Origin of the sequence: Onishia taeanensis (assembly GCF_900100755.1) — a bacterium.
Lineage (GTDB): Bacteria > Pseudomonadota > Gammaproteobacteria > Pseudomonadales > Halomonadaceae > Onishia > Onishia taeanensis.
Genome location: NZ_FNCI01000002.1, coordinates 76,373 through 100,493, shown reverse-complemented (window position 1 = coordinate 100,493; position 24,121 = coordinate 76,373). Strand labels below are relative to the sequence as shown.

Annotated in this window: 23 protein-coding genes; 15 read left to right on the top strand and 8 right to left on the bottom strand. The window is 64.8% G+C overall.

What is annotated here, in order from left to right:
* Positions 1-8: 8 nt before the first annotated feature.
* From aroK to pilM, 6 genes are read right to left on the bottom strand one after another with little or no spacing between them, the layout of a single operon-like run.
* Entirely contained in the window at positions 9-557 is a 549-nt protein-coding gene (gene aroK, locus BLR71_RS03015) for a shikimate kinase AroK (RefSeq protein ID WP_092523011.1), read from the bottom strand.
* The gene (locus tag BLR71_RS03010; RefSeq protein WP_092523009.1) at positions 557-2,611 is read right to left on the bottom strand and encodes a type IV pilus secretin PilQ; all 2,055 of its coding nucleotides are present in this window, start codon (positions 2,609-2,611) and stop codon (positions 557-559) included. Before BLR71_RS03010 ends, aroK begins: the two co-directional genes overlap by 1 nt.
* A 27-nt stretch (positions 2,612-2,638) precedes the next feature.
* Positions 2,639-3,313, bottom strand: coding sequence for a pilus assembly protein PilP (locus BLR71_RS03005; RefSeq protein ID WP_245696323.1), 675 nt, complete (start codon positions 3,311-3,313; stop codon positions 2,639-2,641).
* Positions 3,310-3,945: a type IV pilus inner membrane component PilO gene (locus BLR71_RS03000; protein ID WP_092523004.1), complete on the bottom strand. Its 636-nt coding sequence runs from the start codon at positions 3,943-3,945 to the stop codon at positions 3,310-3,312. Before BLR71_RS03000 ends, BLR71_RS03005 begins: the two co-directional genes overlap by 4 nt.
* Positions 3,942-4,499: a PilN domain-containing protein gene (locus BLR71_RS02995; RefSeq protein ID WP_092523002.1), complete on the bottom strand. Its 558-nt coding sequence runs from the start codon at positions 4,497-4,499 to the stop codon at positions 3,942-3,944. The genes BLR71_RS03000 and BLR71_RS02995 overlap by 4 nt, the downstream gene beginning before the upstream one ends.
* The gene (gene pilM, locus BLR71_RS02990) at positions 4,499-5,557 is read right to left on the bottom strand and encodes a type IV pilus assembly protein PilM (protein ID WP_092523000.1); all 1,059 of its coding nucleotides are present in this window, start codon (positions 5,555-5,557) and stop codon (positions 4,499-4,501) included. Before pilM ends, BLR71_RS02995 begins: the two co-directional genes overlap by 1 nt.
* A gap of 246 nt (positions 5,558-5,803) precedes the next feature.
* Between pilM and BLR71_RS02985 the strand changes: the two genes are divergently transcribed.
* Both BLR71_RS02985 and BLR71_RS02980 read left to right on the top strand, forming a co-directional pair.
* Complete coding sequence (locus BLR71_RS02985) at positions 5,804-8,317, top strand: penicillin-binding protein 1A (RefSeq protein WP_092522998.1); 2,514 nt, start codon at positions 5,804-5,806, stop codon at positions 8,315-8,317.
* Between the two features lie 210 nt (positions 8,318-8,527).
* Positions 8,528-9,214 (top strand): DUF481 domain-containing protein, encoded by a 687-nt coding sequence (locus tag BLR71_RS02980; RefSeq protein WP_245696339.1) that lies wholly within the window; start codon positions 8,528-8,530, stop codon positions 9,212-9,214.
* Between the two features lie 108 nt (positions 9,215-9,322).
* Here BLR71_RS02980 and BLR71_RS02975 read toward each other — a convergent pair whose 3' ends face one another.
* Positions 9,323-10,591, bottom strand: a complete 1,269-nt coding sequence (locus BLR71_RS02975) for a malic enzyme-like NAD(P)-binding protein (RefSeq protein ID WP_092522996.1) — start codon at positions 10,589-10,591, stop codon at positions 9,323-9,325.
* 280 nt (positions 10,592-10,871) lie between these two features.
* A complete protein-coding gene (rpmE, locus tag BLR71_RS02970; RefSeq protein WP_092522994.1) occupies positions 10,872-11,087 on the bottom strand; it encodes a 50S ribosomal protein L31 in 216 nt (71 codons plus the stop codon).
* 210 nt (positions 11,088-11,297) lie between these two features.
* Between rpmE and BLR71_RS02965 the strand changes: the two genes are divergently transcribed.
* From BLR71_RS02965 to tatC, 13 genes are all read left to right on the top strand, one after another.
* Positions 11,298-13,547, top strand: a complete 2,250-nt coding sequence (locus tag BLR71_RS02965; RefSeq protein WP_245696322.1) for a primosomal protein N' — start codon at positions 11,298-11,300, stop codon at positions 13,545-13,547.
* 213 nt (positions 13,548-13,760) lie between these two features.
* Positions 13,761-15,446, top strand: a complete 1,686-nt coding sequence (gene argS / locus BLR71_RS02960; RefSeq protein ID WP_092522992.1) for an arginine--tRNA ligase — start codon at positions 13,761-13,763, stop codon at positions 15,444-15,446.
* Between the two features lie 3 nt (positions 15,447-15,449).
* Positions 15,450-16,133, top strand: a complete 684-nt coding sequence (locus BLR71_RS02955) for an SPOR domain-containing protein (protein WP_092522990.1) — start codon at positions 15,450-15,452, stop codon at positions 16,131-16,133.
* A 207-nt stretch (positions 16,134-16,340) separates the two neighbouring features.
* Complete coding sequence (gene hslV / locus BLR71_RS02950) at positions 16,341-16,859, top strand: ATP-dependent protease subunit HslV (protein WP_092522988.1); 519 nt, start codon at positions 16,341-16,343, stop codon at positions 16,857-16,859.
* A 3-nt stretch (positions 16,860-16,862) separates the two neighbouring features.
* Positions 16,863-18,185 (top strand): ATP-dependent protease ATPase subunit HslU, encoded by a 1,323-nt coding sequence (gene hslU, locus BLR71_RS02945; protein WP_092522986.1) that lies wholly within the window; start codon positions 16,863-16,865, stop codon positions 18,183-18,185.
* A 137-nt stretch (positions 18,186-18,322) separates the two neighbouring features.
* On the top strand, positions 18,323-18,706 hold the full coding sequence (locus tag BLR71_RS02940) for a gamma-butyrobetaine hydroxylase family protein (protein WP_092522985.1): 384 nt from the start codon (positions 18,323-18,325) through the stop codon (positions 18,704-18,706).
* Between the two features lie 193 nt (positions 18,707-18,899).
* Complete coding sequence (gene ubiE, locus BLR71_RS02935) at positions 18,900-19,646, top strand: bifunctional demethylmenaquinone methyltransferase/2-methoxy-6-polyprenyl-1,4-benzoquinol methylase UbiE (protein WP_175491605.1); 747 nt, start codon at positions 18,900-18,902, stop codon at positions 19,644-19,646.
* On the top strand, positions 19,646-20,308 hold the full coding sequence (locus BLR71_RS02930; protein WP_092522981.1) for a ubiquinone biosynthesis accessory factor UbiJ: 663 nt from the start codon (positions 19,646-19,648) through the stop codon (positions 20,306-20,308). Before ubiE ends, BLR71_RS02930 begins: the two co-directional genes overlap by 1 nt.
* Complete coding sequence (ubiB, locus tag BLR71_RS02925; protein WP_092522979.1) at positions 20,305-21,924, top strand: ubiquinone biosynthesis regulatory protein kinase UbiB; 1,620 nt, start codon at positions 20,305-20,307, stop codon at positions 21,922-21,924. Before BLR71_RS02930 ends, ubiB begins: the two co-directional genes overlap by 4 nt.
* Before the next feature lie 78 nt (positions 21,925-22,002).
* Complete coding sequence (locus tag BLR71_RS02920; RefSeq protein WP_092522977.1) at positions 22,003-22,344, top strand: phosphoribosyl-ATP diphosphatase; 342 nt, start codon at positions 22,003-22,005, stop codon at positions 22,342-22,344.
* Between the two features lie 30 nt (positions 22,345-22,374).
* Entirely contained in the window at positions 22,375-22,644 is a 270-nt protein-coding gene (gene tatA, locus BLR71_RS02915; protein ID WP_092522976.1) for a Sec-independent protein translocase subunit TatA, read from the top strand.
* Between the two features lie 6 nt (positions 22,645-22,650).
* Positions 22,651-23,112 (top strand): Sec-independent protein translocase protein TatB, encoded by a 462-nt coding sequence (gene tatB, locus BLR71_RS02910; RefSeq protein ID WP_092522974.1) that lies wholly within the window; start codon positions 22,651-22,653, stop codon positions 23,110-23,112.
* Complete coding sequence (gene tatC / locus BLR71_RS02905; protein ID WP_092522973.1) at positions 23,109-23,909, top strand: twin-arginine translocase subunit TatC; 801 nt, start codon at positions 23,109-23,111, stop codon at positions 23,907-23,909. Before tatB ends, tatC begins: the two co-directional genes overlap by 4 nt.
* The last annotated feature ends 212 nt before the right edge of the window (positions 23,910-24,121 follow it).

Sequence of the window (24,121 nt, the reverse complement as noted above, 5' to 3'; positions counted from 1 at the left end):
GAGCGCCCTCAGGCCTTGCAGGACATCAGCGGGTCGACCTGGCGGCTCACGCGGCGCACGATTTCACCCACCACCGCCTTGGGGCCGCGGCGATCGGTGCGCACCACCAAATCAGCGGTCGCTCGATACAGGGGATCGCGGCGGGTGAACAGGGTTCGCAGCACCTCTTCACGATCGTCTCGCTGCAATAGCGGCCGATTACGGTCGCGAGCGGTGCGCTTTAGCTGCTGCTCAACGGTCGTGTAGAGATAGATCACCGTACCGCGCTCGCGCAGCGCACGGCGATTGGCCTCCCGCATCACGGCGCCACCCCCGGTGGCCATGACCACGCGGGGGTACTGCGTCAGCTCGCCGATCACCTGCTGCTCGCGCTCGCGAAAGCCCGCCTCACCTTCCACATCGAAGATCCAGGGAATATCGGCGCCGCAGCGCGCCTGAATCTCGTGGTCGCTATCGAAGAACTCGCGGTGCAGCTCGGCCGCCAACAGGCGGCCGATGGTGCTTTTACCGGCCCCCATGGGGCCGATCAAGAAAACGTTGGGAAGATCATCCTGCATCAGCGAAGGGCCAGCCTGTCCTCGAGAATCCTGGGAGTAATGAATATCAGCAACTCTACCTTCTCGTTCTGTTCTTGGGTATAGCGGAACAGATGGCCGAGCACCGGTAGATCGCCCAGGAAGGGCGTCTTGGACAGGCTGCGCAGCTCTTCCTGAGTCAGGATGCCACCCAGCACCACCGTTTCGCCGTTATCCACCAGCACCTGGGTCTCGATCTGATTGGTATCGATGGCGGGGGCGCCAGCGAAGCTCTGATCGGAGACGGTATCGTTGTTGATGGCAAGATCCATGATCACCCGGTTGTCCGGTGTGATCTGCGGCGTCACCTCGAGCGACAACACCGCCTCCTTGAACTCAATGTTGGTCGCCCCGCTGGAGGTCGCCTCCTGATAGGGAATCTCCTGGCCCTGCTTGATGATCGCGGTGCGCTGGTTGGCGGTGATCACCCGTGGCTGGGAGATGGTCTGGCTCTTGTTCTCGGTCTCCAGCGCATTGAGCTCGAGGTCGAGCAGCACGTCGCCCGACAGGTAACCGAAGGAGAAGCTGGTCGAAGCTGAGTTAGCGCTTCCCAAATCGACCGCCAAGCCCCCGTTGCTGGCAACGCCGGTAGAGGCGCCACTCAGATTGGCGCTGCTGCCGTTGCCCAGCACGCCGTTGATGCTATCGGCCGACGACATCCCCCAGTTGACGCCCAGCTCCTGGGTCACCCCATCTCGGGCAATCACGATTCGCGCCTCGATCTGCACCTGGCGCACGGCAACGTCGAGCTTCTCGACGGTACGCAGGATCTCGCGGATCTGATCGGCGGTGTCCTGGATCAGCAGGGTGTTGGTGCGCTCATCGACGCTGACCCGGCCGCGCTCGGTGAGCAAGCCGAAGCCTTCACCGCCACGCAGCAACTTGGCAAGCTCAGAGGCCTTGGCGTATTTGACCTGCAGGTATTCGGTGGTCAACGGGGCGAGCACCTGCATCTGCTCCCGGGCCTCGATTTCCTGGCGCTCGATGTTGGCAAGCTCACTGGCCGGCGCCACCACGATCACGTTGCCTTCACGACGACTGGAAAGGCCGTGACTCTGAAGGACCAGGTCAAGGGCTTGATCCCAGGGCACGTCATCAAGATTGAGGGTGACGCGACCACTGACGCTGTCGCTTGCCACCAGATTGAGGCCGCTGACATCAGCGATGATCGCAAGTACCGCCCGCACCTCAATGTCCTGGAAGTTCAGGCTGATGCGCTCGCCGTCGTAGCTGGCACGCGTCTCGTCGCGATCCACCCGCTGCTCGCGGGTAATGGGACGCGCCTCAACGATCAGCTGGCGACCTTGAAGCGTCGAGAACATCGCATAGTTGCCCTGGGTGTCGATCGACAGGCGCACCCCATTGGCAACTCGGCTCGGCACCACGCGCGTCATCGGCGTGCCGAAGTCGGTGACGTCGAGCACCTGATCCTGGGCCGCGGGCAATTCGACACCGGGAAGCTCGGCGATGATGCTGTTTCCGGACTCTCGCACCGTTGAGGCGACCCCGGCCCGGTCGAAGTTGACCACCAGCCTTCCGCCGCCTTCGACGCCGCGCTGAAAGTCGAAGCTCGAGATCTGCGGATCAGTGCTGACATCGTCAGACGCCGAGGTCGATGCGGCTGGTGCACTCGCCGAAGCGGTGGCGGGCGCGGCGGCGTCGCCGATTATCAGCTCGAGACGATTGCCGATCTGCCGCGTGCGATAGGCCAGCGGAGCGTCGAGATCGAATACCAGCCGGGTGCGCGACCCCGCCTCCAGCGTGATCAGGCGATCGACGCCGGCCAGCCCAATCTCACGACGCCGCTCGGCGAGGCCATTGGCGGTGTCGACCAGGTCGATACTCAGCCGGGGAGGGGAATCGAGCCGGTAGCCGCGCACCTGGGGGACCTCGCCGTCGAAGCGCATGTCGACCTCTAGCTCACCGGTACTGCCCTGGCTAACCTCTAAACCTGTTAGCGTCGACGCGCCCAGGGCCGTGGCCGGGAGGCCACAGACCAGCATGAGTGCCAGCGATACCCGCATCATGATTTGCATCGTCGTGTCCCTTGTTTCCTGCGTGACTCAGCCGGCCTGATTCGTTGTAGGATCGTCCAGCAATAACCGGCGCGTGCGCTCCACCCAACCACCGCGCCCATTGTTGACCACCTCGACCAGCTGGACGGAGGCCTCGGTGATGCTGACGATGCGGCCGTAATCGGTGCCCATATGATCACCGCTGGTCAGCCGATGCACTTCGCCATTGGGCGCCCGCACCAGCGCCGAAGGCTGATTGCCCACACTTAAGGTACCCACCAGCTCGAGCTGGTCGAGGGGGTAAGCCTCGAGTGGGTCCAACGGCCGGTCCGGGTCAGGAGCCAGATCGCTAGCGCCCGCGGGCGCCGCCTCGGCCTCCGGCTGGCGGGCCAGGAAGGGGCTACGCCGGCCCGACTGATCGTAGGCCACGGCAACGTACCGGGGCAGCTCAGGAACCGGCGGAAGCTTGATGCCACTGGGGTCGGCTTGCAGCTCACTCAGCTTCTTATCCAGCCCGGCAATATCGGGTTCGCTACATCCCGTCAACGACAAGCCAAGCGCCAGCGAAAGCGCGAAAGCGCGTGACAAGCCCTTCCGCGACGCCGAACTCACCCATGAACGGGGCCACCAACGCCACGGCGAACGCTTGAGCACCTTGCCGCCCTGTTGCAGGGTAGCGCGGCCCAAGAGAGCGCCGGCATCGCTATCCATACGCGGACTCATGGCGCCACCTCCTCGTCGCTCGCGTTGGCACCAGGGGCATAGCTGTAGGTGCGCGCCAGCATGGAGAGCTCCAGCTGATCACTATCGCCAACCGGTGACAGGCTGAAATCATGCAGCGTGACGATACGCGGCAGAGCCGCCACCCCAGCCAGGAAAGCACCGATGCGGTGGTACTCGCCGCGCACACGAATGTCGAAGGGCCGTTCGATGTAATGCTCATTGGGCACTGGCTCTCGCAGGCGAATCGCCTCGATGGAGAGCTGATTGTCCAGAGCCGTCTTGCTGATATCGTCGATCAGCGCCGGAATCTCGGCACCGCTGGGTAGCATCTCCAGCAAACTGTCGAGACGAGCATTGAGGGTCGCCACCTGCTCTTCCATGGCCGGCAGCCTCGCCGCTTGCGCCGCCTCTCGACCAAAGGCGTTTAGCAATTGCGCCTCTTCGCGGCGCGCCTGCTCGAGGGCTTCCACTTTGGGAGCCGCCAAGTACCAGTCCATGGCAAAGCAGGTCAGTCCCAGCACCAGCAAGCAACAGGCCAACTGCAGCGACCAGGGCCAGCCGCCGGCCTCCTTTATGTCCAGCTCACGCCAGTCCAGCTCACGCAGGCGGCGCCACTCGGCCGATAGATTCATGGCGCCTCCCCGACCGCAGCGGGTACTTGTTGCTCCACACTCAGCGAAAAGCGCCTATGTCCTTGCTCATCGCCCTCTACCTGCGAAAGCACGGGCACACCCAACACCGGCATCGCCTCCAGAGCGCGTAGTTGATCGGAGACCTGATAGTTATCCTCGGCCAAGCCATCAAGGCTCAGCCGCTGGCCCGTACGGGACAGCTTGGAGTAGTACACCCCCTCTTGAAGACTGGCGCTGAGGGCATTGAAGACACGCACCGTCTGGCCGCGCCCTTGCTGAAGCTGACTGAAGATATCGATCTTGTTGCGTATGACGCCGCGACTCTTTTCGTCATCTTGCATATGACGAATGTCCTGCTTGAGCTGGGCAGACTCGGCGCGGATATGCTCATTGCGCTGCTGCTGCACGTCCAGTTGGTGATCGTAGTAGAAGGTCATCGCATAGCCGCCCCCCAACCCGAGGACGGCCATCAGCCCCAATGCCAAGTTGAAACGCTTGCCGCGACGTTCTCGCTGCTCTTGGCGCCAGGGCAGCAGATTGATCTCGATGCCCATCAGCGCCCCCTCATGGCCAGCCCACAGGCGGTCAACATGGCCGGCGCATCATTGGCCAGCGTCTGGGCATTGATGCGCGAATTGACCTGCATGCGTCGAAACGGGTTGACGTTAAGCACCTCTATGCCGGTTTCCTCGACGAGGCGCTCCTTGAGTCCAGGGATCACGCTGGACCCGCCGGCCAGCATCAAGCGACTGACTTTCTCCTTGCGGCCCGCGGTATAATACAGCTGCAGTGAGCGCCCAACCTGCTGCACCAGCGTCTCGATGAAGGGCATCAAGACGTTACTGGCGTAGTCCTCGGGCAGTCCGCCGCGCTTCTTGGCAAGCCCGGCTTCTTCCAAGGTAAGCTCGTAGCGACTGGCAATTTCATCGGTCAGGCGCCGTCCGCCAAAGACGGTGTCGCGGCTATAGACGATGCGCCCGCCCTTGAGCACATGGAAGGCATTCATGTTGGCCCCGATATCGACCAGTGCGACGCACTCGTCGTCGCTGCTGGCCATCGTTTGCTGCTGGAGCTCATGGAAGGCGCGCTCCATGGCGAAGGTCTCGACATCGACCGCTGCAGGCGTCAAGCCGGCTTGAAGCAACGCCTCGGTCAACTGGTTGACGTCTCGGTTGCGACAGGCGACCAGCAGCACGTCCTGCTGGTCGGTATAGCGCTCATTGATGCCCAGCCGCTGAAAGTCGAAGGAGACCTCGTTGAACGGAAAAGGAATATGCTTGTCGGATTCGAGTTCGATGCGAGCCTCGATTTCCTCATCATTGAGGGAGGCAGGCAGGATCAGCGTCTTGGTGATGGCGGCGCTTGCTGGCACGGCAACGCAGGCTTCATCCGTGCTAGGTTGTGCCTGAACGACGGCGCGCTGCAGTGCTTCGGCCACGGCGCCCATATCGCGAATGCGCCGTTCGACCACGGTGCCCTCACGCAAAGGCCGCACCGCATAACTCTCAACCCGGCGCTGACCACGCACGCATTTGAGCTCAATCAGCTTTACGGTCGCCGAGGAAATATCTACCCCGATCAACCCTTTTCCGGATCTTCTGAGCCTTCTCAAGGCTTCACCCCCAACTCAAGCCTACATTTTCATCGTACCCATGCATTAGCCGACTGCGCTCCACCAAGGCTAAAACCTTCATCCCGGCCAGACTACATGATTCTACGAAAGCTAACACTTTAGCCATCGTTCAAGCGCTTCAACGCTGGTTACCTGACGCCCGGGTTCCTATAATACGGCCCTCCATGGAAGTCTCGTTCCCAGCACCATCGCCCAGCCACCGTTCATCATGAGTACTACGTCTTCATGAAGCTATTCAAAACGCTTGCCACATCGGCGATATGGATCACGCTATCCCTGTGCGTATCCGGCGCCCTGGCACTGGTCGGCGCCGCTCTTTATTTCGCCCCAGGCCTTCCCGACGTGCGCCAACTGCAGGACTTCGAGCTGCAGACCCCGTTGCGCATCTACACCCGCGACGACAAGCTGATCGGCGAGTTCGGCGAGGAACGTCGTCTGCCCGTCAGCTACGACGAGATCCCCAAGGACATGATCGACGCCCTGCTGTCCGCAGAGGATGCCGGCTTCTTCGAGCATCCCGGCGTCGACCCCAAGGGCCTGCTGCGCGCCGCCACCGAACTGGTTGCCAGCGGCGGCGACATTCAGTCCGGCGGCAGTACCATTACCATGCAAGTAGCCCGCAACTATCTGCTGACCCTTGACCGGACCTTCACCCGCAAGATCCGCGAGATACTGCTGGCACTGCAGATGGAGCAGGTGTTGAGCAAGGAAGAGATCCTCACCCTCTATGTCAACAAGATCTTCCTCGGCCACCGCTCCTATGGCATCGGTGCCGCCGCCGAAACCTACTATGGCAAGCCGCTCTCCGAGCTGAGCCTGGCCCAGACCGCCATGATTGCCGGCCTGCCCAAGGCGCCCTCGAACTTCAACCCCTTGGCCAACCCCGAGCGCTCGCTGATCCGCCGCAACTGGATCCTCTATCGCATGCGCGAGCTTGGCCACATCGATGCCGAGCGCTACGAGGCCGCCGTGCAGGCTCCCATCACCGCGCGTCGCTTCGCCACTCAGCTCGATGTCGACGCCGATTACGTAGCCGAGATGGCCCGCCAGTTCATCGTCGACCGCTATGACGACGCCTACACCGGCGGCTACAAGGTCACCACCACCCTCGATAGCGAGCTGCAGCCACTGGCCCGCCAGGCCCTGACCCAAGGGCTGATCGAGTACGACACCCGCCACGGCTGGCGAGGGGCCGAGGAGACCGACATCCCGGCAAGCCTGGTGGAAGCCCAGAACCGCACCCAGCGTAGCGGCCTCGAAGAAGAGCTGTCTGAATCCGAGGTCCGCGAAACGGCTCGACAGGCCGCCGAACGCAGCCAGACCCAGGTCAGCGGCATCGATGGCGACGTCAGCAATTGGCTGCGCGTCCTCGAGCGCACGCCTGCCTATGGGCCTCTGGAGCCGGCGATCGTCGTCACTACCGAGGGCCGCGAGATGCGCGTGCTCAGTCGCGACGGCGAGGCCATCACGCTGCCCTGGAGCGGCCTCGAGTGGGCAGATCCCTACCTGAGCCCCTACAGCCGTGGGCGGGCGCCGAGCTCTGCTGGCGATATTGCCGATCGCGGCTCACTGGTCCGCATCCTCAAGCAGGACGATGGCAGCTGGCGCCTTTCCCAGCTCCCTGCCGCCGAGGGCTCGATCATCGTCCAGGCCCCTGACAGCGGCGCCGTGCTGGCCCTGCAAGGCGGCTTCAGCTTTGCCTCCAGCAAGTTCAACCGCGCCACTCAGGCGAAGCGACAGCCCGGCTCGACCTTCAAGCCGTTCATCTACCTGGCGGCCCTGCAGGAAGGCGGCATGACACCGGCCACCGTGATCAACGACGCCCCGGTGGTCATGGAGTCCAACGACGGCCTGTGGCGGCCCGCCAACTCCGGTGGCGAGTTCCGCGGCCCGACCCGGCTGCGCGAGGCGCTGGCGCAGTCGCGCAACCTGGTGACCATCCGCATTCTGCGCACCATGGGGCTCAATCGCACCATCGACTTCCTGACCGGGTTCGGCTTCGCCAAGGACCAACTGCCCAACGGGCTGTCACTGGCACTGGGTAGCGCCAGCCTGACACCCCTGACCATGACCAACGCCTACTCGACGCTGGCCAATGGCGGCTTCCAGGTCTCGCCCTGGTTCATCAAGGAAGTCTCACGGGATGGCAAGGTGATCGAAAAGGCCGAGCCGGCGATGGCATGCCGCGCCTGCGCCCCGGATGCCGATCACGTCGAGCGCGACGGCGAGCGCTACCCGCTGGCGCAACGCGTCGCCGATGAAAGCTCGGTTTACCTGCTACGCAGCATGCTGCGTGACGTCATCGAGCACGGCACCGGCCGCCGCGCCCTGGCCCTCAACCGCGGCGACATCGTCGGCAAGACCGGCACCACCAACGATCGTCGCGATGCCTGGTTCGCCGGCTTCAATGACGAGCTGGTAACCACCGTGTGGGTCGGCAAGGACAACTACGACACCATCGCCGAGTATGGCGGTCAGGCCGCCCTGCCCATCTGGATGGATTTCATGGGCAAGGCGCTGGAAGGCCACCCGGAGCAGCAGCCCGAGCGCCCGGATGACATCGTGACTGCGCGCATCGACCCGGAAACCGGTCAGCGGCTGCGCAATGACCAGTCCGGCGGCATCCAGGAGATGTTCGTGGCCGGCAAGCTGCCGACGCTCGCGCCGCGCAGCATCGACCAGGAGCTCGAATCCCAGAGCGGCTCCCAGGGCACCGGTTCCTTCGACGCCATTTTCTGACCTCCAGCGACCCGGGGCGCACCGCCCCGGGCATCGAGCACCATGATTCCGCACCTTCCCCACAGCGATCGACATGGCCCCATCGGCCAACGCATGAAGCGCGCCGATCAGCCAGCGGGCGCAACGCAGGCGCTGGCGGCGCCGTCACGTCTGCTGCGTTACGCCCTCTTGGCCGGCACCCTGAGCGTCGCTATCGCCAGTAACTCCGCCATGGCCTATCCCTTTTACGCGCCGCCGAAGGCCAAGCCGGATGCCCCGACTTTGAGCGGCGACGCCGAGCTGGGCTATACCCGCCTGAGCGGCAACACCAACAGCCAGACGCTGATCGCCAAGACGCGGCTGGCCTGGCTCGACGGCGACTGGCTGCACACGCTTCGCCTGGAGGCGCGCACCGTCAGCGAAGACGAAGACACCGAAGACGAGCACTACCTGGCCTCCTGGCGCGAGCGCTACGACCTTAGCGGACCGCACTACCTGTTCGGCTTCACCCGCTGGGAGCGGGAGCGCGACAGCGGCTATGACCGCCAGTTGACCGCCATCGGCGGCTACGGGCGACAGCTGCTCGACAACCCCACTCACGAGCTATCCCTAGAAGCCGGCCCCGGTTATCGCGACGATCGCCTAGAGGATCAGGATAGCCAGCAGTTGGCCGTCGCCTATGGCGCCATGGATTATCGCTTCACGCTTTCCGATACCGGCTACTTCGAACAACAGATGTCGGTGGAAACCACCAGCGAGAACACCACTCTGCGCTCGCTGAGCGCCATCACTAGCAAGCTCACCTCACGCCTGGCACTGCGCCTGTCCCACGAGATCAAGCACAACTCTCAGCCGCCGGACAAGGCAGAGGCGCGCACCGACACCACCACCAGCGCCTCGCTGCAGCTGAGCTGGTAGCCGCTGCTCGCTACCTCCTCGCGCTTCCTTTCACCTCGCCAAGCACGCCCCAAACGCAACACGCCGGCCCAAGGGCCGGCGTGTTGCAAGCGGAGCGCGTCGCGGCGATCAGCCGCCGTAGACGCCGTCTACGCTGGTCAGCGGGTAGTGCGCCGGGTAGGGCTTGCGCGCCACGCCGGTATCCACGGCCGCCTGGGCCACCGCCGAGGACACGCGATCCAGCAGGCGAGAGTCCAGTGGGGTCGGAATGATATAGCCGCGACCGAACTCGAGGTGATCGATGTCGTAGGCCTTGAGCACTTCTTCGGTGACCGGCTCCCGGGCCAGATCCTTGAGGGCGTGAACGGCCGCGACCTTCATTTCCTCGTTGATCCCGGTGGCACGCACGTCGAGGGCGCCGCGGAAGATGAACGGGAAGCCCAGCACGTTATTGACCTGGTTCGGGAAGTCCGAGCGACCGGTGGCGATGATCACATCGTCGCGGGCGGCCTTGGCGTCAGTGGGGTGAATTTCCGGGTCGGGGTTAGAGCAGGCGAAGACCACCGGATTCGGCGCCATGGTCTTGAGCTGCTCAGGCGACAGCAGGTTGGGGCCGGACAGGCCCACGAAGACATCGGCACCGTCGATGGCATCATCCAGAGTCCGGCGCTCGGTCTCGGTGGCAAACATCGCCTTGTACTGATTGAGGTCTTCACGGCCGCTGTGAATCACGCCCTTGCGGTCGAGCATGAAGATATTCTCGGCCCGAGCACCACAGGCAACCAGCAGCTTCATGCAGGCGATCGCCGCCGCGCCGGCACCCAGGCAGACGATGCGGGCGCTATCCAGCGACTTGCCGGCGATATCCAGGGCGTTGAGCATGCCCGCCGCCGTGACAATGGCCGTGCCATGCTGATCATCATGGAAGACCGGGATGCTGCAGCGCTCGACCAGCGCCCGCTCGATCTCGAAGCACTCAGGTGCCTTGATATCCTCGAGGTTGATGCCGCCCCAGGTATCGGCGATGCGCGCCACGGTATCGATGAAGGCCTGCGGACTTTCGGCATCGACCTCGATGTCCACCGAATTGATGCCGGCGAACTTCTTGAACAGTACGCCCTTGCCTTCCATCACCGGCTTGCTGGCCAGCGGTCCCAGATTACCCAGACCGAGAATCGCCGTACCGTCGGAAATCACGGCCACTAGATTGCCCTTGCCGGTATAGAGGTAGGCATTCTCCGGATCCTTGGCGATTTCGCGGCAGGGCTCCGCCACACCCGGGCTGTAGGCCAGCGCCAGATGCTTGGCCGAGGTCGTCGGCTTGGTCAGCTCAATGGACAACTTGCCGGGAATCGGATGGGAGTGGTAATCCAGTGCCGCCTGCTTCGGATCAGTCATGTCGAGTCCAGTGATGTCATGTGAAGTGGCGCAAGAATATAGAAAAATGCCCTCCCCCACAACGCAGACCAAGTTGGCCTATTTTTCCAACTTTTATTGCGCGTTTGATGCCGATCCAGCACATTTGCTGCAGTTTATACCTAACACCTCACCCATAATGCACAGCTTATCCTTGAGGGCTCAGCGTGGCCTTTCCACAAAAAACCCGCCGCGGGGCATCCCGGGCGGGTTCTGCTCTGATCGGCGACCCGACGGGTCGCCGACCTGGCGGCGTAAACGCTTAGCCGCGCTTGACGGCAGCACCGAAGCGCTTGTTGAAGCGCTCGACGCGGCCACCGGTGGTCGCCTGCTTCTGTTTACCGGTGTAGAACGGGTGGCACTGCGAGCAGACGTCCAGATAGAACTCGTGGTTCGCGGTGGTGCCCACGTCAAAGGTCGCGCCGCAGCTGCAAGTGGCGGTGACCTTCTTGTAATCGGGATGGATACCTTGTTTCATCTTGAAGCCTCATTAAGCGGTATGCCGCCACCTGATCTGCTGCCAGGCACCGCATACGGGTTATGATCGCCCGCGGCCGAGTGGCCACGTCAACGAACCGGAATCCGCCGACTCTTCTCACGCCCTGAATCAACCCACAACGGGAAGCCAGGAAACGAGAGCGAGGCCGCGGAGGGCGGTGATTCTAGCAGACCCAATCTCGGAGGCCAATTGTCCGCCAGTGCTTCGTCGTTTCTCGATGCTCCCCGCGTGCTCGGAGTGGCCGTGCCCACCCCGCTGCGCCGCCTGTTCGACTACCTGCCCGGCCCCGAGACACCCACCGGCGGCTGGCAGCCGGGCCTGCGCGTCCAGGTCGCCCTGGGGCGACGCTCGGTGGTCGGCATCGTCATCGAATGTCGTGCCACCAGCGAGGTCGCACTCGACCGTCTCAAACCCATAGAAGCATGCCTTGATGGAAGCCCGCTGCCCGCTGACTGGCTGTGGTTGACGCGCTTCACTGCCCGCTACTACCAGCATCCGCTCGGCGACACCTTGCAGCAGGCGCTGCCGGTACTGCTTCGCCAGGGGCGTCCGCTCGAGCCCCGCACCCTGGAGCGCTGGCGGCTTAGCGCTCAGGGCCAGGCGACTCAGGCCGCCGACCTTGGCCGAGCGCGGCGCCAGGCAGAGCTGCTGGAGCTCTTGCGCCAGCACCCGCGGGGCCTGCCCACCGCCGCCGTTACCGCCCAGCAGTTCAGCCGCACGCAACTGACGGCGCTGCACGACAAAGGGCTGGTCGACTGCCTAGAGGAGCCGCGCCTGGCAAGCGAGCCGCCGCGGCCAACGGCGTTGCTCGCCGAACCGGCGCTCAACCTCAATCGCGAGCAGGCGGCAGCCCTGTCTACCCTGCATGACGGCCTCGACCGCTATCACCCCTGCCTGCTGCAGGGCGTCACCGGCAGCGGCAAGACCGAGGTCTACCTGCAACTAATCGAGGCAGTCATCCAGCGCGGCCGCCAGGCCCTGATTCTGGTGCCGGAGATCGGCCTGACCCCCCAGACCCTCGAACGCTTTCGCCGCCGCTTCCGGGTGCCGGTGGTCGCCCTGCACTCGGGTCTCACCGACCACGAGCGCCTGGATGCTTGGCTGGCCGCCATGAGCGGTCGCGCACCGATCATCATCGGCACCCGTTCGGCGATCTTCACGCCGCTAGCCGCCCCAGGCGTCATCATTGTCGACGAGGAGCACGACGGTTCGCTGAAGCAGCAGGAAGGCCTTCGCTACCACGCCCGGGACCTGGCCGTGGCGCGAGCCCATCACCACGGCATTCCCATAGTGCTGGGCAGCGCCACCCCGGCGCTGGAAAGCCTGGCCCAGGCCAGGAATGGACGCTACACGCACCTGCGTCTGACGCAGCGGGCTAGCCGCCACCCGCCGGCCAAGCTCGAATTGATCGACCTGCGCGGCCGGCCCCGCCAGGGTGGGCTGATTCCCTCGGCGATCGACGCCATTCGCCAGACGCTCGCCGCCGGGCACCAGGTGCTGGTATTCATCAACCGGCGCGGCTTCGCGCCGACCCTTGCCTGCCATGCCTGCGGCTGGCTTGCCGAATGCGACCACTGCGACGCCCGCATGACGCTGCATCGTCAGCCGCCGCTGCTGGCCTGCCACCACTGCGAGCGCCAGCAGCCGCTACCGCCGGCCTGCCCAGAGTGCAAGAGCGGTGACCTACGCCCGCTGGGGGCCGGCACCGAGCGCACCGAGGAAAGCCTGGCCGCGCTCTTCCCGGAGGTGCCGGTCCACCGCATCGACCGCGACAGCACCCGCCGCAAGGATGCCTTCGGCGAGGTGCTCGCCGAGATCAAACGCGGCGAGCCGAGCCTCTTGGTCGGCACCCAGATGCTCGCCAAGGGCCATCATCTGCCCCACGTCACCCTGGTAGTGGTGGTCAACGCCGATGCCGGCCTCTATGCCAGCGACTTCCGGGCGCTGGAGCACTCGGCTCAGCTACTGACCCAGGTGGCCGGCCGCGCCGGCCGCGCCGCCCACCCGGGCCGAGTGCTGGTGCAGACCCTGCACAGCGACGACCCGCATCTGCGCCTGCTCGCCGAGCGCGGCTACGATGCCCTGGCCGACGCCCTGCTCGAAGAGCGCCGCGGCGCAGCCCTGCCGCCCTTCCGCTTTCTGGCCCTGACGCGTTTCGAGAGCGCCCGAGAGGCCGAGGCCATGGGGCTCGCCAAGGAAGCAGGGGAGGCGTTACGTGAGTGGCTGGCAGCACGAGACAATGCCGTGACCTGCCTGGGCCCGGTGCCGGCGCCCATGGAGCGTCGCCAGAACCGCTATCATGTACAGCTGCTGCTCTCCGGCGCACAGCGCAGCCAGTTGCACGAGGCGAGCGCCTGGCTGGTGGCCTGGCTGGAGGCCTGTCGCGACGCCCGACGCGTGCGCTGGTCGCTGGATATCGACCCTCAGACCCTGAGCTAGCCAGGCGCTCTGACTTGGCGCCCGATCAGTGCCACTGTGCGAGTGCGCGCCCTGGCATAGCGGCTAATCTGCGAATTCAGGTTTAAAGCGCGCCGCCAATTGCCGATAATGCGCCATCACGCTGAGTAGAGCGACGCGAACTCGCCGGCCGGCGGCCCGCTCCTCGCCGTCATTCACGCCTGCCGGGCCAGGCAACAGGACATCAGGTTTTTCATGAAAGACACCATCATTGCACTGCTCGAAGAGGCCCTGAGCGCCCTTCAGCAGCAGGGCGAACTGCCCCAGGACATTGCCCCGACCATCAAGGTCGACCCCACCAAGGACAAGGCCCACGGCGACTTCGCCACCAATCTGGCACTGATGCTGGCCAAGCCGGCGGGCAAGAAGCCCCGTGACCTGGCCGAGGCGCTGGTCGCGGCCCTGCCGGCCTCTCCCGCCATCAGCAAGACCGAGATCGCCGGCCCGGGCTTCATCAACTTCTTCGCCGCCACCGACGCCCTCGCCCAGGTGGTGTCGACCATCCTCGACACCGGCGACACCTATGGCCGCTGCCTCGACGGCAAGGGCGAGAAGGTGCAGGTAGAATTCGTCTCTGCCAACCCGACCGGCCCGCTCCATGTCGGCCATGGCCGTGGCGCGGCGATCGGCGACAGCCTGTGCCGTCTGCTCGAGGCAACCGGCTACGACGTGACCCGCGAGTTCTACTACAACGACGCCGGCGCCCAGATCAGTAACCTGGCCCGCTCCGTGCAGTCACGCGCCAAGGGGCTGACCCCGGACGACCCGAGCTGGCCGGAAGACGGCTACCGCGGCGACTATATCCGCGATGTGGCCGAGAGCTACCTGGCAGGCGACACCGTGCACGCCGATGACCGTCACGTCACCGGCGCCGCCGACCCAGACGACCTGGACGCCATCCGCGACTTCGCGGTGGCCTACCTACGCCGCGAACAGGACCTGGACCTCAAGGCCTTCGGCGTCGCCTTCGACGTCTACTTCCTGGAGTCCTCGCTCTACGAAGAGGCCAAGGTCGAATCCACCGTCAAGACGCTGATCGAGGGCGGTCATACCTACGAGCAGGACGGCGCCCTCTGGCTGCGCACCACAGACTTCGGTGACGACAAGGACCGGGTGATGCGCAAGCAGGACGGCGGCTACACCTACTTCCTGCCTGACGTCGCCTACCACCTCGACAAGTGGCAGCGCGGCTTCACCCAGGTGATCAACGAGCAGGGCGCCGACCACCACTCCACGGTGACCCGGGTACGCGCCGGGCTGCAGGCTCTCGAGACGGGCATTCCCAACGGCTGGCCGGACTACGTGCTGCACCAGATGGTGCTGGTGACCCGTTCGGGCGTCGAGGTCAAGCTCTCCAAACGCGCCGGTAGCTACGTCACCCTGCGCGACCTGATCGACGAAGTCGGCCGCGACGCTACCCGCTACTTCCTGGCCGCGCGGCGAGCCGACTCCCAGTTGACCTTCGATATCGACCTGGCCCGCTCGCAGTCCAACGACAACCCGGTCTATTACATCCAGTATGCCCACGCCCGGGTCTGCAGCGTGCTGCGTAAGGCTGCCGCCGACGACCGCGACTTCCAGCACGACCTGGCGCTCGACAACCTGGCCCTGCTCGACTCAGACCAGGAAAAGGCGCTGATGAACCGCCTGGCTCGCTATCCCGAAGTGGTGCGCATCGCCGCCGGCAATCGCGAACCGCAGCAGATCGCCCAATACCTGCAGGACCTGGCCGCCGATTTCCACACCTGCTACAACGCAGTGAAGGTGATGGTCGACGACGACGCCCAGCGCAACGCGCGCCTGGCGCTGGGTATCGCGACCCGCCAGGTGATCCGCAACGGCCTCGACCTGCTGGGCGTCGGCGCCCCCGAGGAGATGTAAACCATGGCCGCACGCCAAGCCGCCAAACCCGCCAGCCGCAAGGGCGCGACGACCCGCAAGCGCGCCACACAGGCCAAGCGCCAAGCCCCCCGCGTGCCCGGCTGGCTATGGGGGCTGGGTGGCCTGGTGGCGGGCTTCTTCCTTTCCCAGTACCTGCAGGACTCGGCGCCGGAACCGCTGGCCAAGGTGTTCAGCCGCCCGGCCGCCGAGCAGGCACCGTCGGCTGACGCGGCAAACGGCGAAGCGGGAGGCCAGGCCTCCGGCGCCAACGAGCCGCGCATGCCGACCTTCGAGTTCTATACCCTGCTGCCGGAATCGGAAGTCATCGCGCCGGGCGGCGAGTCCCAGGGCAAGGCCGCTGCGACGGCCAAGGACCCCATCGCCGAGCAGATCTCGCGCCAGCAGGCACAGAGTGCCGAGAACCGCCAGCCCACCGAGATTGCCGACGACGAACGCTACATGCTGCAGGCCGCATCGTTTCGCGATGCCTCGGATGCCCAGCGCCTGGCGGGAAAGCTCAGCGACTTCGGGCTGATCGCCAGCATCAGCAAGGTGCAAACCGGCGATGGCGCCACCTGGCACCGGGTCCAGGTCGGCCCCTACGGCGATGCTCGCGAGCTCAATCGCGCCCAGGATCTGATGATCACCCAAGGCATCGAGCCGCTGACCATCCGCCTGCAGAACTGAAGCGATCCCCCCGCCATGACGATCGTGGTCGCGGCGGCAGACATCCACCTGCCGCCGCCTGACCAAGGTTGAATTCCCCCCTCCCCGCCCACACCTTTCCTTCACGTTACCAACGACAGCTTTCATGGCGTCCGTCCGACCGCTCACCGCATCCCGGACGCCCAAGTCACCGGGAGTGTCATCGCTCCCACTACGGAGTCCTTCTCCATGACCACAATCGTATCCGTGCGCCGCGGCGATCATGTCGCCCTGGCCGGCGATGGCCAGGTCTCACTGGGCAACACCGTCATGAAAGGCAACGCCAGCAAGGTGCGTCGCCTCTACCGCGGCCAGGTGCTGGCGGGGTTCGCCGGCGGTACCGCCGACGCCTTCACCCTGTTCGAGCGCTTTGAAGCCCAGCTCGAGAAATACCAGGGCCACCTCACCAAGGCCGCCGTCGAGCTTGCCAAGGAATGGCGCACCGACCGCGCCCTGCGCCGCCTCGAGGCGCTGCTGGCGGTGGCCGACAAGAACGCCTCGCTGATCATCACCGGCAACGGCGATGTCGTGGAACCCGAGCGCGGCATCATTGCCATCGGATCAGGCGGCAATTACGCGCTGTCCTCGGCCCGCGCCCTGCTCGAGAACACCGAGCTGTCGGCCCGCGACATTACCGAGAAATCCCTGGAGATCGCCGGCGACATCTGCGTCTTCACCAACCACCACATCACGCTGGAAGAGCTCTGAGCCATGACCCAGATGACCCCCCGCGAGATCGTTCACGCCCTCGATCAGTTCATCATCGGCCAGCAGGACGCCAAGCGTGCCGTGGCCGTGGCGCTGCGCAACCGCTGGCGCCGCATGCAGCTCGATGAAGAGCTGCGCCAGGAAGTCACGCCCAAGAACATCCTGATGATCGGCCCGACCGGCGTGGGCAAGACCGAGATCGCTCGCCGCCTGGCCAAGCTGGCCCGGGCACCCTTCCTCAAGGTCGAGGCGACCAAGTTCACCGAAGTGGGCTATGTGGGTCGCGACGTCGAATCGATCATCCGCGACCTGACCGAGGCAGCCATCAAGATGGTGCGCGAGCAGGCCAAGGAAGAGGTCGGTCACAAGGCCGACGATGCCGCCGAGGAACGTATCCTCGACGCCTTGCTGCCGCGCCCACGGGGCAGCGAGTACGATAGCGCCCGGGACGACACCTCGACCCGCCAGGTCTTCCGCAAGAAGTTGCGCGAGGGGCAGCTCGATGACAAGGAAATCGACATCGAGGTCACCCCACAGAGCGGCGGCATGGACTTCAATACCCCGCCGGGCATGGAGGAGATGGCAAGCCAGCTGCAGAGCATGTTCTCCAACATGAACAAGCAGAAGACCGAGAACCAGCGCGTCGCGGTCAAGGATGCCTGGAAGCTGCTGCGCGACGAGGAAGCCGCCAAGCTGGTCAACGAGGACGAGATCAAGCACCGCGCCATCGAGGCGGTGGAGCAGCACGGTATCGTCTTCCTCGACGAGATCGACAAGGTCGCCAAGGGCCAGCAGGGCAGCGGCGGCGAAGTCTCCCGCGAGGGCGTGCAGCGCGACCTGCTGCCACTGATCGAGGGCTCCACGGTCTCCACCAAGCACGGCATGGTCAAGACCGACCACATCCTGTTCATCGCCTCCGGCGCCTTCCATCTGGCCAAGCCCTCGGACTTGATCCCGGAACTGCAGGGCCGCCTGCCGATCCGGGTCGAGCTCAACGCCCTGTCGCCGGATGACTTCCAGCGCATTCTCACCGAGCCGTCCGCCGCCCTGACCAAGCAGTATCAGGCGCTGATGGCCACCGACGGCCTCGAGATCGCCTTCACCGACGACGGCATCGCGCGTATCGCCGAGATCGCCTGGCGGGTCAACGAAGGCACCGAGAACATCGGCGCCCGTCGCCTGCATACCGTCATGGAGCGACTGCTCGAGGACGCCTCCTTCAGGGGCGGCGACATGGAAAGCCCGCTGACCATCGACGCCGCCTACGTCGACTCCCAGCTCGGCGAGCTGGCCATGGACGAAGATCTTTCCCGTTACATTCTGTAAGCCGCGGTTTCGCCGCTTAAAGAGGGAAGAGCGCGGCTGCGCCGCTGGAAGAAGGAAGGACGGCGCTTCGCGCCTCGAGGCGATAAGGGGCGCCTGGCCTGCCTTCCCTCTTCCACCTTCCCCCACCGGAGGTGCTTATGTCTGTCCCGATTCCCTCACGCGTTCACTACCACAAGTCCGCCCGCGAGCTGGAGCTTGGCTACCCGAACGGCGACAGCTACCGGTTGTCGATCGAGTACCTGCGCGTCTTCTCGCCCTCCGCCGAGGTGCGCGGCCACGGCCCCGACACCGCCGTGCTGCAGGTTGGCAAGAAGGACGTGGGTCTTGCCAACATCACTCAGGCCGGACGCTATGCCCTGAAGCTCAGCTTCGATGACGGCCACGACAGCGGCCTCTTCAGTTGGGACTACCTGTATGCGCTCGCCACCAACGCCGAGATCAACTGGGCGGACTACCTCAAGCGACTCGAGGCGGCCGGCGAGTCCCGCGAGCCGAAGACCATCCAGTTCAAGGAGCTGTAAGACAACCGCCGCCCTTGAAGGCCGGTCGGCAAACTCAGTGGCTCATCGAGCACGGCTCGAGTCCGTGACGGCAAAGACAAGGCCATCGCGGTGACGCTACAATGGCGCCACCGCCGGCTCCTTGCCGGCTCTCTTATTCCTGTGCGTGCCGCACCAGTGGCACGGACTGATGTACTGACTGATAGGGATGCCCATGGACAAGCGCACCACTCACTTCGGCTATCAGGAAGTCCCGGTCGACGAAAAGGCCTCGCGGGTTGCCGATGTCTTCCACTCGGTGGCGGCACGCTATGACGTCATGAACGACCTGATGTCCTTCGGCATCCACCGGGTCTGGAAACGCCTGACCCTGGAGCGCGCCGGTGTACGCCCCGGTCAGCGGGTGCTCGACATCGCCGGTGGCACCGGCGATCTGACGCTGAAGTTCTCGCGCAAGGTGGGTCCTCGCGGCCAGGTGGTTCTCGCCGACATCAACGCCTCCATGCTGCGTGTCGGCCGCGACAAGCTGCTCGACCACGGCGTCGGCGGCAACGTCGAATATGTCCAGGCCAACGCCGAGTGCCTGCCCTTCCCGGACAACAGCTTCGACTGCATTACCATCGCCTTCGGCCTGCGCAACGTCACCGACAAGGATGCCGCCCTGCGCTCCATGACCCGGGTGCTCAAGCCCGGCGGTCGGCTGCTGGTGCTGGAGTTCTCCAAGCCCGACAACCCGCTGCTGTCGAAGGCCTACGACGATTACTCCTTCCATCTGCTGCCGAAGATGGGCCAGTGGGTGGCCGGCGACGCCGACAGCTACCGCTACCTGGCCGAGTCGATTCGCATGCACCCGGACCAAGAGACCCTCAAGGGCATGATGGAAGCGGCCGGGCTAGAGCGCGTCGAGTACACCAACCTGACCGGCGGCATCGTCGCCCTGCACCGAGGCATCAAGCTCTGATGATGGTCCTCGCCGGTTTCGAACGCACCCTGAACGCCCTGCTCGCCCGGGATCCCGCCGCGGCCACCCGGCTGGCCGCGCTCGACGGTTCGCGCTTGCTGGTACGCCTGGAGCGCCCGGCCTACGCCCTGCTGGTGAGTTTCCACACCCATGGCCTGTCGCTGTCCCGGGGCGAGGGCCTCGCCGATGAAGACGCCGATGTGATCGTCGAGGCCGACAGCGAAGCACTGGGTGAGCTGATCGGCGGCGAGTCCGCCGAGCGCCTGATGTTCCGGGGCCGCCTCGCGGTACGCGGACGCGCTCAGGTGCTCGAGCAGGCGAGAGACCTGCTGCTTGACCTGGACTTCGACTGGGAAGGCGAGCTCGCTCACTGGCTCGGCGACAGGCCGGCCAACAGCCTGGCCGAGGGCATGCGCCGCCTGGCCCGCTGGGGGCTACGCACCCGACAGGAGCTAACCGCCGACCTCGGCGAATACGTCTTCGAAGAGGCCAAGCTACTGCCCGGACGCCACCAGCTCGAGGTGATGCGCGACCAGCTGACCGAGCTAGAGATCGCCAGTGACCGCCTCGAGGCCCGACTCGAACGCCTCAAGCGACGCCTGGAGACATGCCGCCTGGATGACGACAGGCGCGACGCAATGGCCGAGGAGCCCTGCCCATGAGTCTGCGCCTGGCACGGATTGGCTGGGTCATTACCCGATATCGCCTCGACACCCTGATTCCACGCGAGCGGCTGCCCTGGCCGCTGCGGGTACTGCTCGCGCTTTCACCCCTGCGGCTTTTCCCGGTGCGCGGCGAGCGCGCCGAGCGGCTGCGCCTGGCTCTCGAGGCGCTGGGTCCGATATTCGTCAAGTTCGGCCAGATGCTCTCGACCCGCCGCGACTTGCTGCCGCCGGATATCGCCGACGAGCTCAAACGCCTTCAGGATCAAGTACCGCCCTTTCCCGGCGAAGAGGCGGCGGCGCTGGTCGAGGAAGAGCTCGAGTGCCCGCTGGATGAGGCCTTCGCAAGCTTCGATAAGACACCACTGGCCTCGGCCTCGATCGCCCAGGTGCATGCCGCCCGACTACCCGATGGCCAGGAAGTGGTGGTCAAGATCATCCGCCCCGGCATCGATCGCGTCATGCGCCAGGACATGGCCCTGCTCTACGGCGCGGCGCGCCTGCTGGCGAAGGTCCCCGAGGCCCGGCGCCTACGTCCCCGGGAGGTGGTTGCCGACTACGAAGCAACCCTCTTCGACGAGCTGAACCTGCACCGGGAAGCCGCCAACACCTCCCAGCTCAAGCGCAACTTCAAGGACTCACCGCTGCTCTACGTGCCGGCGATCCACTGGCCGCTGACCCGACGTCGAGTGATGGTACAGGAGCGTATCCATGGCATCCCGGTGGCCGATATGGCCGCTCTCGAGGCCCAGGGTACCGATCTCAGGAAGCTGGCCGAGCGCGGCGTAGAGATCTTCTTCACCCAGGTGTTTCGCGACAACTTCTTCCATGCCGACATGCACCCGGGCAACATCTTCGTTGCCCACGGCAAACCCCACGACCCTCAGTACATCGCCATCGACTGCGGCATCGTCGGCAGCCTGACCCGCGAAGACCAGGACTATCTAGCCCGCAACCTGCTGGCCTTCTTCCACCAGGACTACTACGAGGTCGCCGCGCTGCATATCGAATCCGGCTGGGTCGGCGAAGGGACCCGCGCCAACGAGTTCGCCTCGGCGATTCGCTCGGTATGCGAGCCGATTCTCGAAAAGCCGTTAAAGGACATCTCCTTCGGCCAGGTGCTGCTGGGACTCTTCCAGACCGCGCGGCGCTTCAATATGGAGGTTCAGCCGCAGTTGGTACTGCTGCAAAAGACCCTGCTCAATATCGAGGGCCTGGGACGCCAGCTCTATCCGGACCTGGACCTTTGGCATACCGCCAAGCCGTACCTGGAGCGTTGGATGAAGGAGCGCGCAGGTCCCCGCGGGCTCTGGGACTCTCTGCAGCGCCAGGCGCCGGAACTGGCACGCCAACTACCCGAACTGCCGGTGCTCGCCCACCAGGCGCTATCCAGGGTCGAGGCCGAACACAAGCAGCGCCACCGCCAGACCGAGTCGCTCTCGGGCCTGAGCCGCAATATTGCCGCCTCTGCCCGCGGCGCCCGGCGCCTGCGCCTGGGCGCACTGCTGGTCGGCCTGGCGGTGGCCTGGCAGCCGCTGTTCGACTGGGCCGGCGATCAGCCATGGCCGGTGCTGGTGGTGGCTGGTCTTGGCATCCTGCTGCTTGCCTGGCAATAAGCGCCGGCTGGGGCAAAAACGCATTACAGGCCACTGAATAATAAGATTTTTCGATCCACTGACTCAGGAATGTCATCGATGAGCGATATTCTCAACCAGCTCGCCGAGGTGCTCGAGCAGCGCCGCCAAGCGGACCCCGACAGCAGCTATGTGGCCTCGCTACATCGCAAGGGGCTCAATAAGATTCTCGAGAAGGTTGGCGAGGAAGCCACCGAGACCCTGCTGGCCGCCAAGGATGCGGCGAATGGCTCAGAGAAGAACCGTGAGGCAGTAGTCGCTGAAACGGCCGACCTGTGGTTTCATAGCCTAGTGATGCTGTCGCATCTCGGGATCGACCATCAGGACGTGCTCGATGAACTGGCGCGTCGCTTCGGAATATCAGGGCTGGACGAGAAAGCCGCCCGCCCGACGGACGCTTAGGCCCAAGGGCCCATTGAAGGGAGAGACTCCATGTTAGGTGGCATCAGTATCTGGCAACTCTTGATCGTGCTGGGCATCATCATTCTGGTCTTCGGCACCAAGAAACTGCGCAACGTCGGCGGAGATCTTGGTGGCGCCGTGAAGGGATTCAAGAAAGCCATGAATGACGGCGAGAAGGGCGAAGACGAGAAAAAAGAACAGGACGACGCCGCTCAACAGCGTGTCGCCCATGACGAGACCGGCAAGACCTATGACGTCGAAGCCGAGACCAAGGTGCAGGAACCGGACGAGCGCAAGTAACCGCCCATGTTCGATATCGGTTTCCTCGAACTGCTGATCATCGGCGTGGTCGGCCTGCTGGTCCTCGGCCCCGAGCGCCTGCCCCGGGCAGCGCGCACCACGGGGCTGTGGATCGGCAAGATCAAGCGCACGGTCTCCGGCATGCAGCGGGATATCTCGGCTCAGCTCGAGGCCGAGGAACTGCGTCAGAAGCTCAACGAGCAGCAGAAAAAGCTCGATGCCAGCCTCAACAAGGCCAAGCAGGACGTGGAGCGTTACGCCGAGCCCGACAGGGTCGACGCTGGCCATGCCAGCCCGGGCAACGCCCAGGGCACTCGCCAGGGCGGTCCCCAGGAAAATGCCCCACCGGCCAGCGCCACCGGCCAGCAGACCAACGACCGGGCTCAAGGCCATGACGAGGCCACAGCGGCCGCAGAGGCCCCTCGCGAGGCGTCCGCGGACAGTGACAAGGATCAAAGCCCCCGATGAGCGCCACCCCCGACCCGCAGGACAGTCAGTCTCACGACAGCCAAAAGAGCGGCCAGGATCCTAACCAGGCGCCCCTGATCGAGCACCTGATCGAGCTGCGTTCGCGATTGATGCACGCGGTGCTGGCGATCCTGGTGATCTTTCTGGCCCTGTACGCCTTTTCCAACGACATCTATACCTTCGTCGCCAAGCCGCTGATGGCGCTGCTGCCGGAAGGCTCGCAGATGATCGCCACCGAGGTCGCCTCGCCCTTCCTGGCGCCCTTCAAGCTGACGCTGGTCGTCTCGGTGTTCATCGCCGTGCCCTTCGTGCTTCACCAGGCCTGGGCCTTCATCGCACCCGGCCTCTACGACAACGAGAAGCGTCTCGCCATCCCGCTGCTGGCCTCGAGCGTCGCCCTCTTCTATGGCGGCGCGGCTTTCGCCTATTACGTGGTCTTTCCCCTGCTGTTCGAGTTCTTCACCCAGACCGGGCCGGCGGGGGTCACGGTGATGACCGATATCAATCAGTACCTTAACTTCGTCCTCAAACTCTTCTTCGCCTTCGGCGTCGCCTTCGAGATTCCGATCGCCACCTTCCTGCTGATCTTCTCCGGCGCCACCACGGTGGAGAGCCTGTCGAAGAAGCGCCCCTATGTCGTGCTGGGCTGCTTCGTGGTGGGCATGCTGATGACGCCGCCGGACGTGATTTCCCAGAGCCTGCTGGCCGTGCCGATGTACCTGCTCTATGAGGTAGGCATCCTGTTTGGACGTCTGGTCAAGCGCCAGCCACGTCCCAGCGACGACGACAGCGCCTGACGCCTGTATGCCGCTCACCGCTCTGAAAACCCCGCCGAGGCGGGGTTTTTCATGGCCACAGCAACGTCACCGTGCGCCTCGATGCCGGCCAGGCGAGGTGCGACAAGTCAACGCTTCCGGCACTGGTGCACACTGAATATACTGCCAGGACAGGTGCGGGCACTCGCCCGGGCTGAAACCGGTTGTCATCTTCTCGTCATCATCGCCTGCGA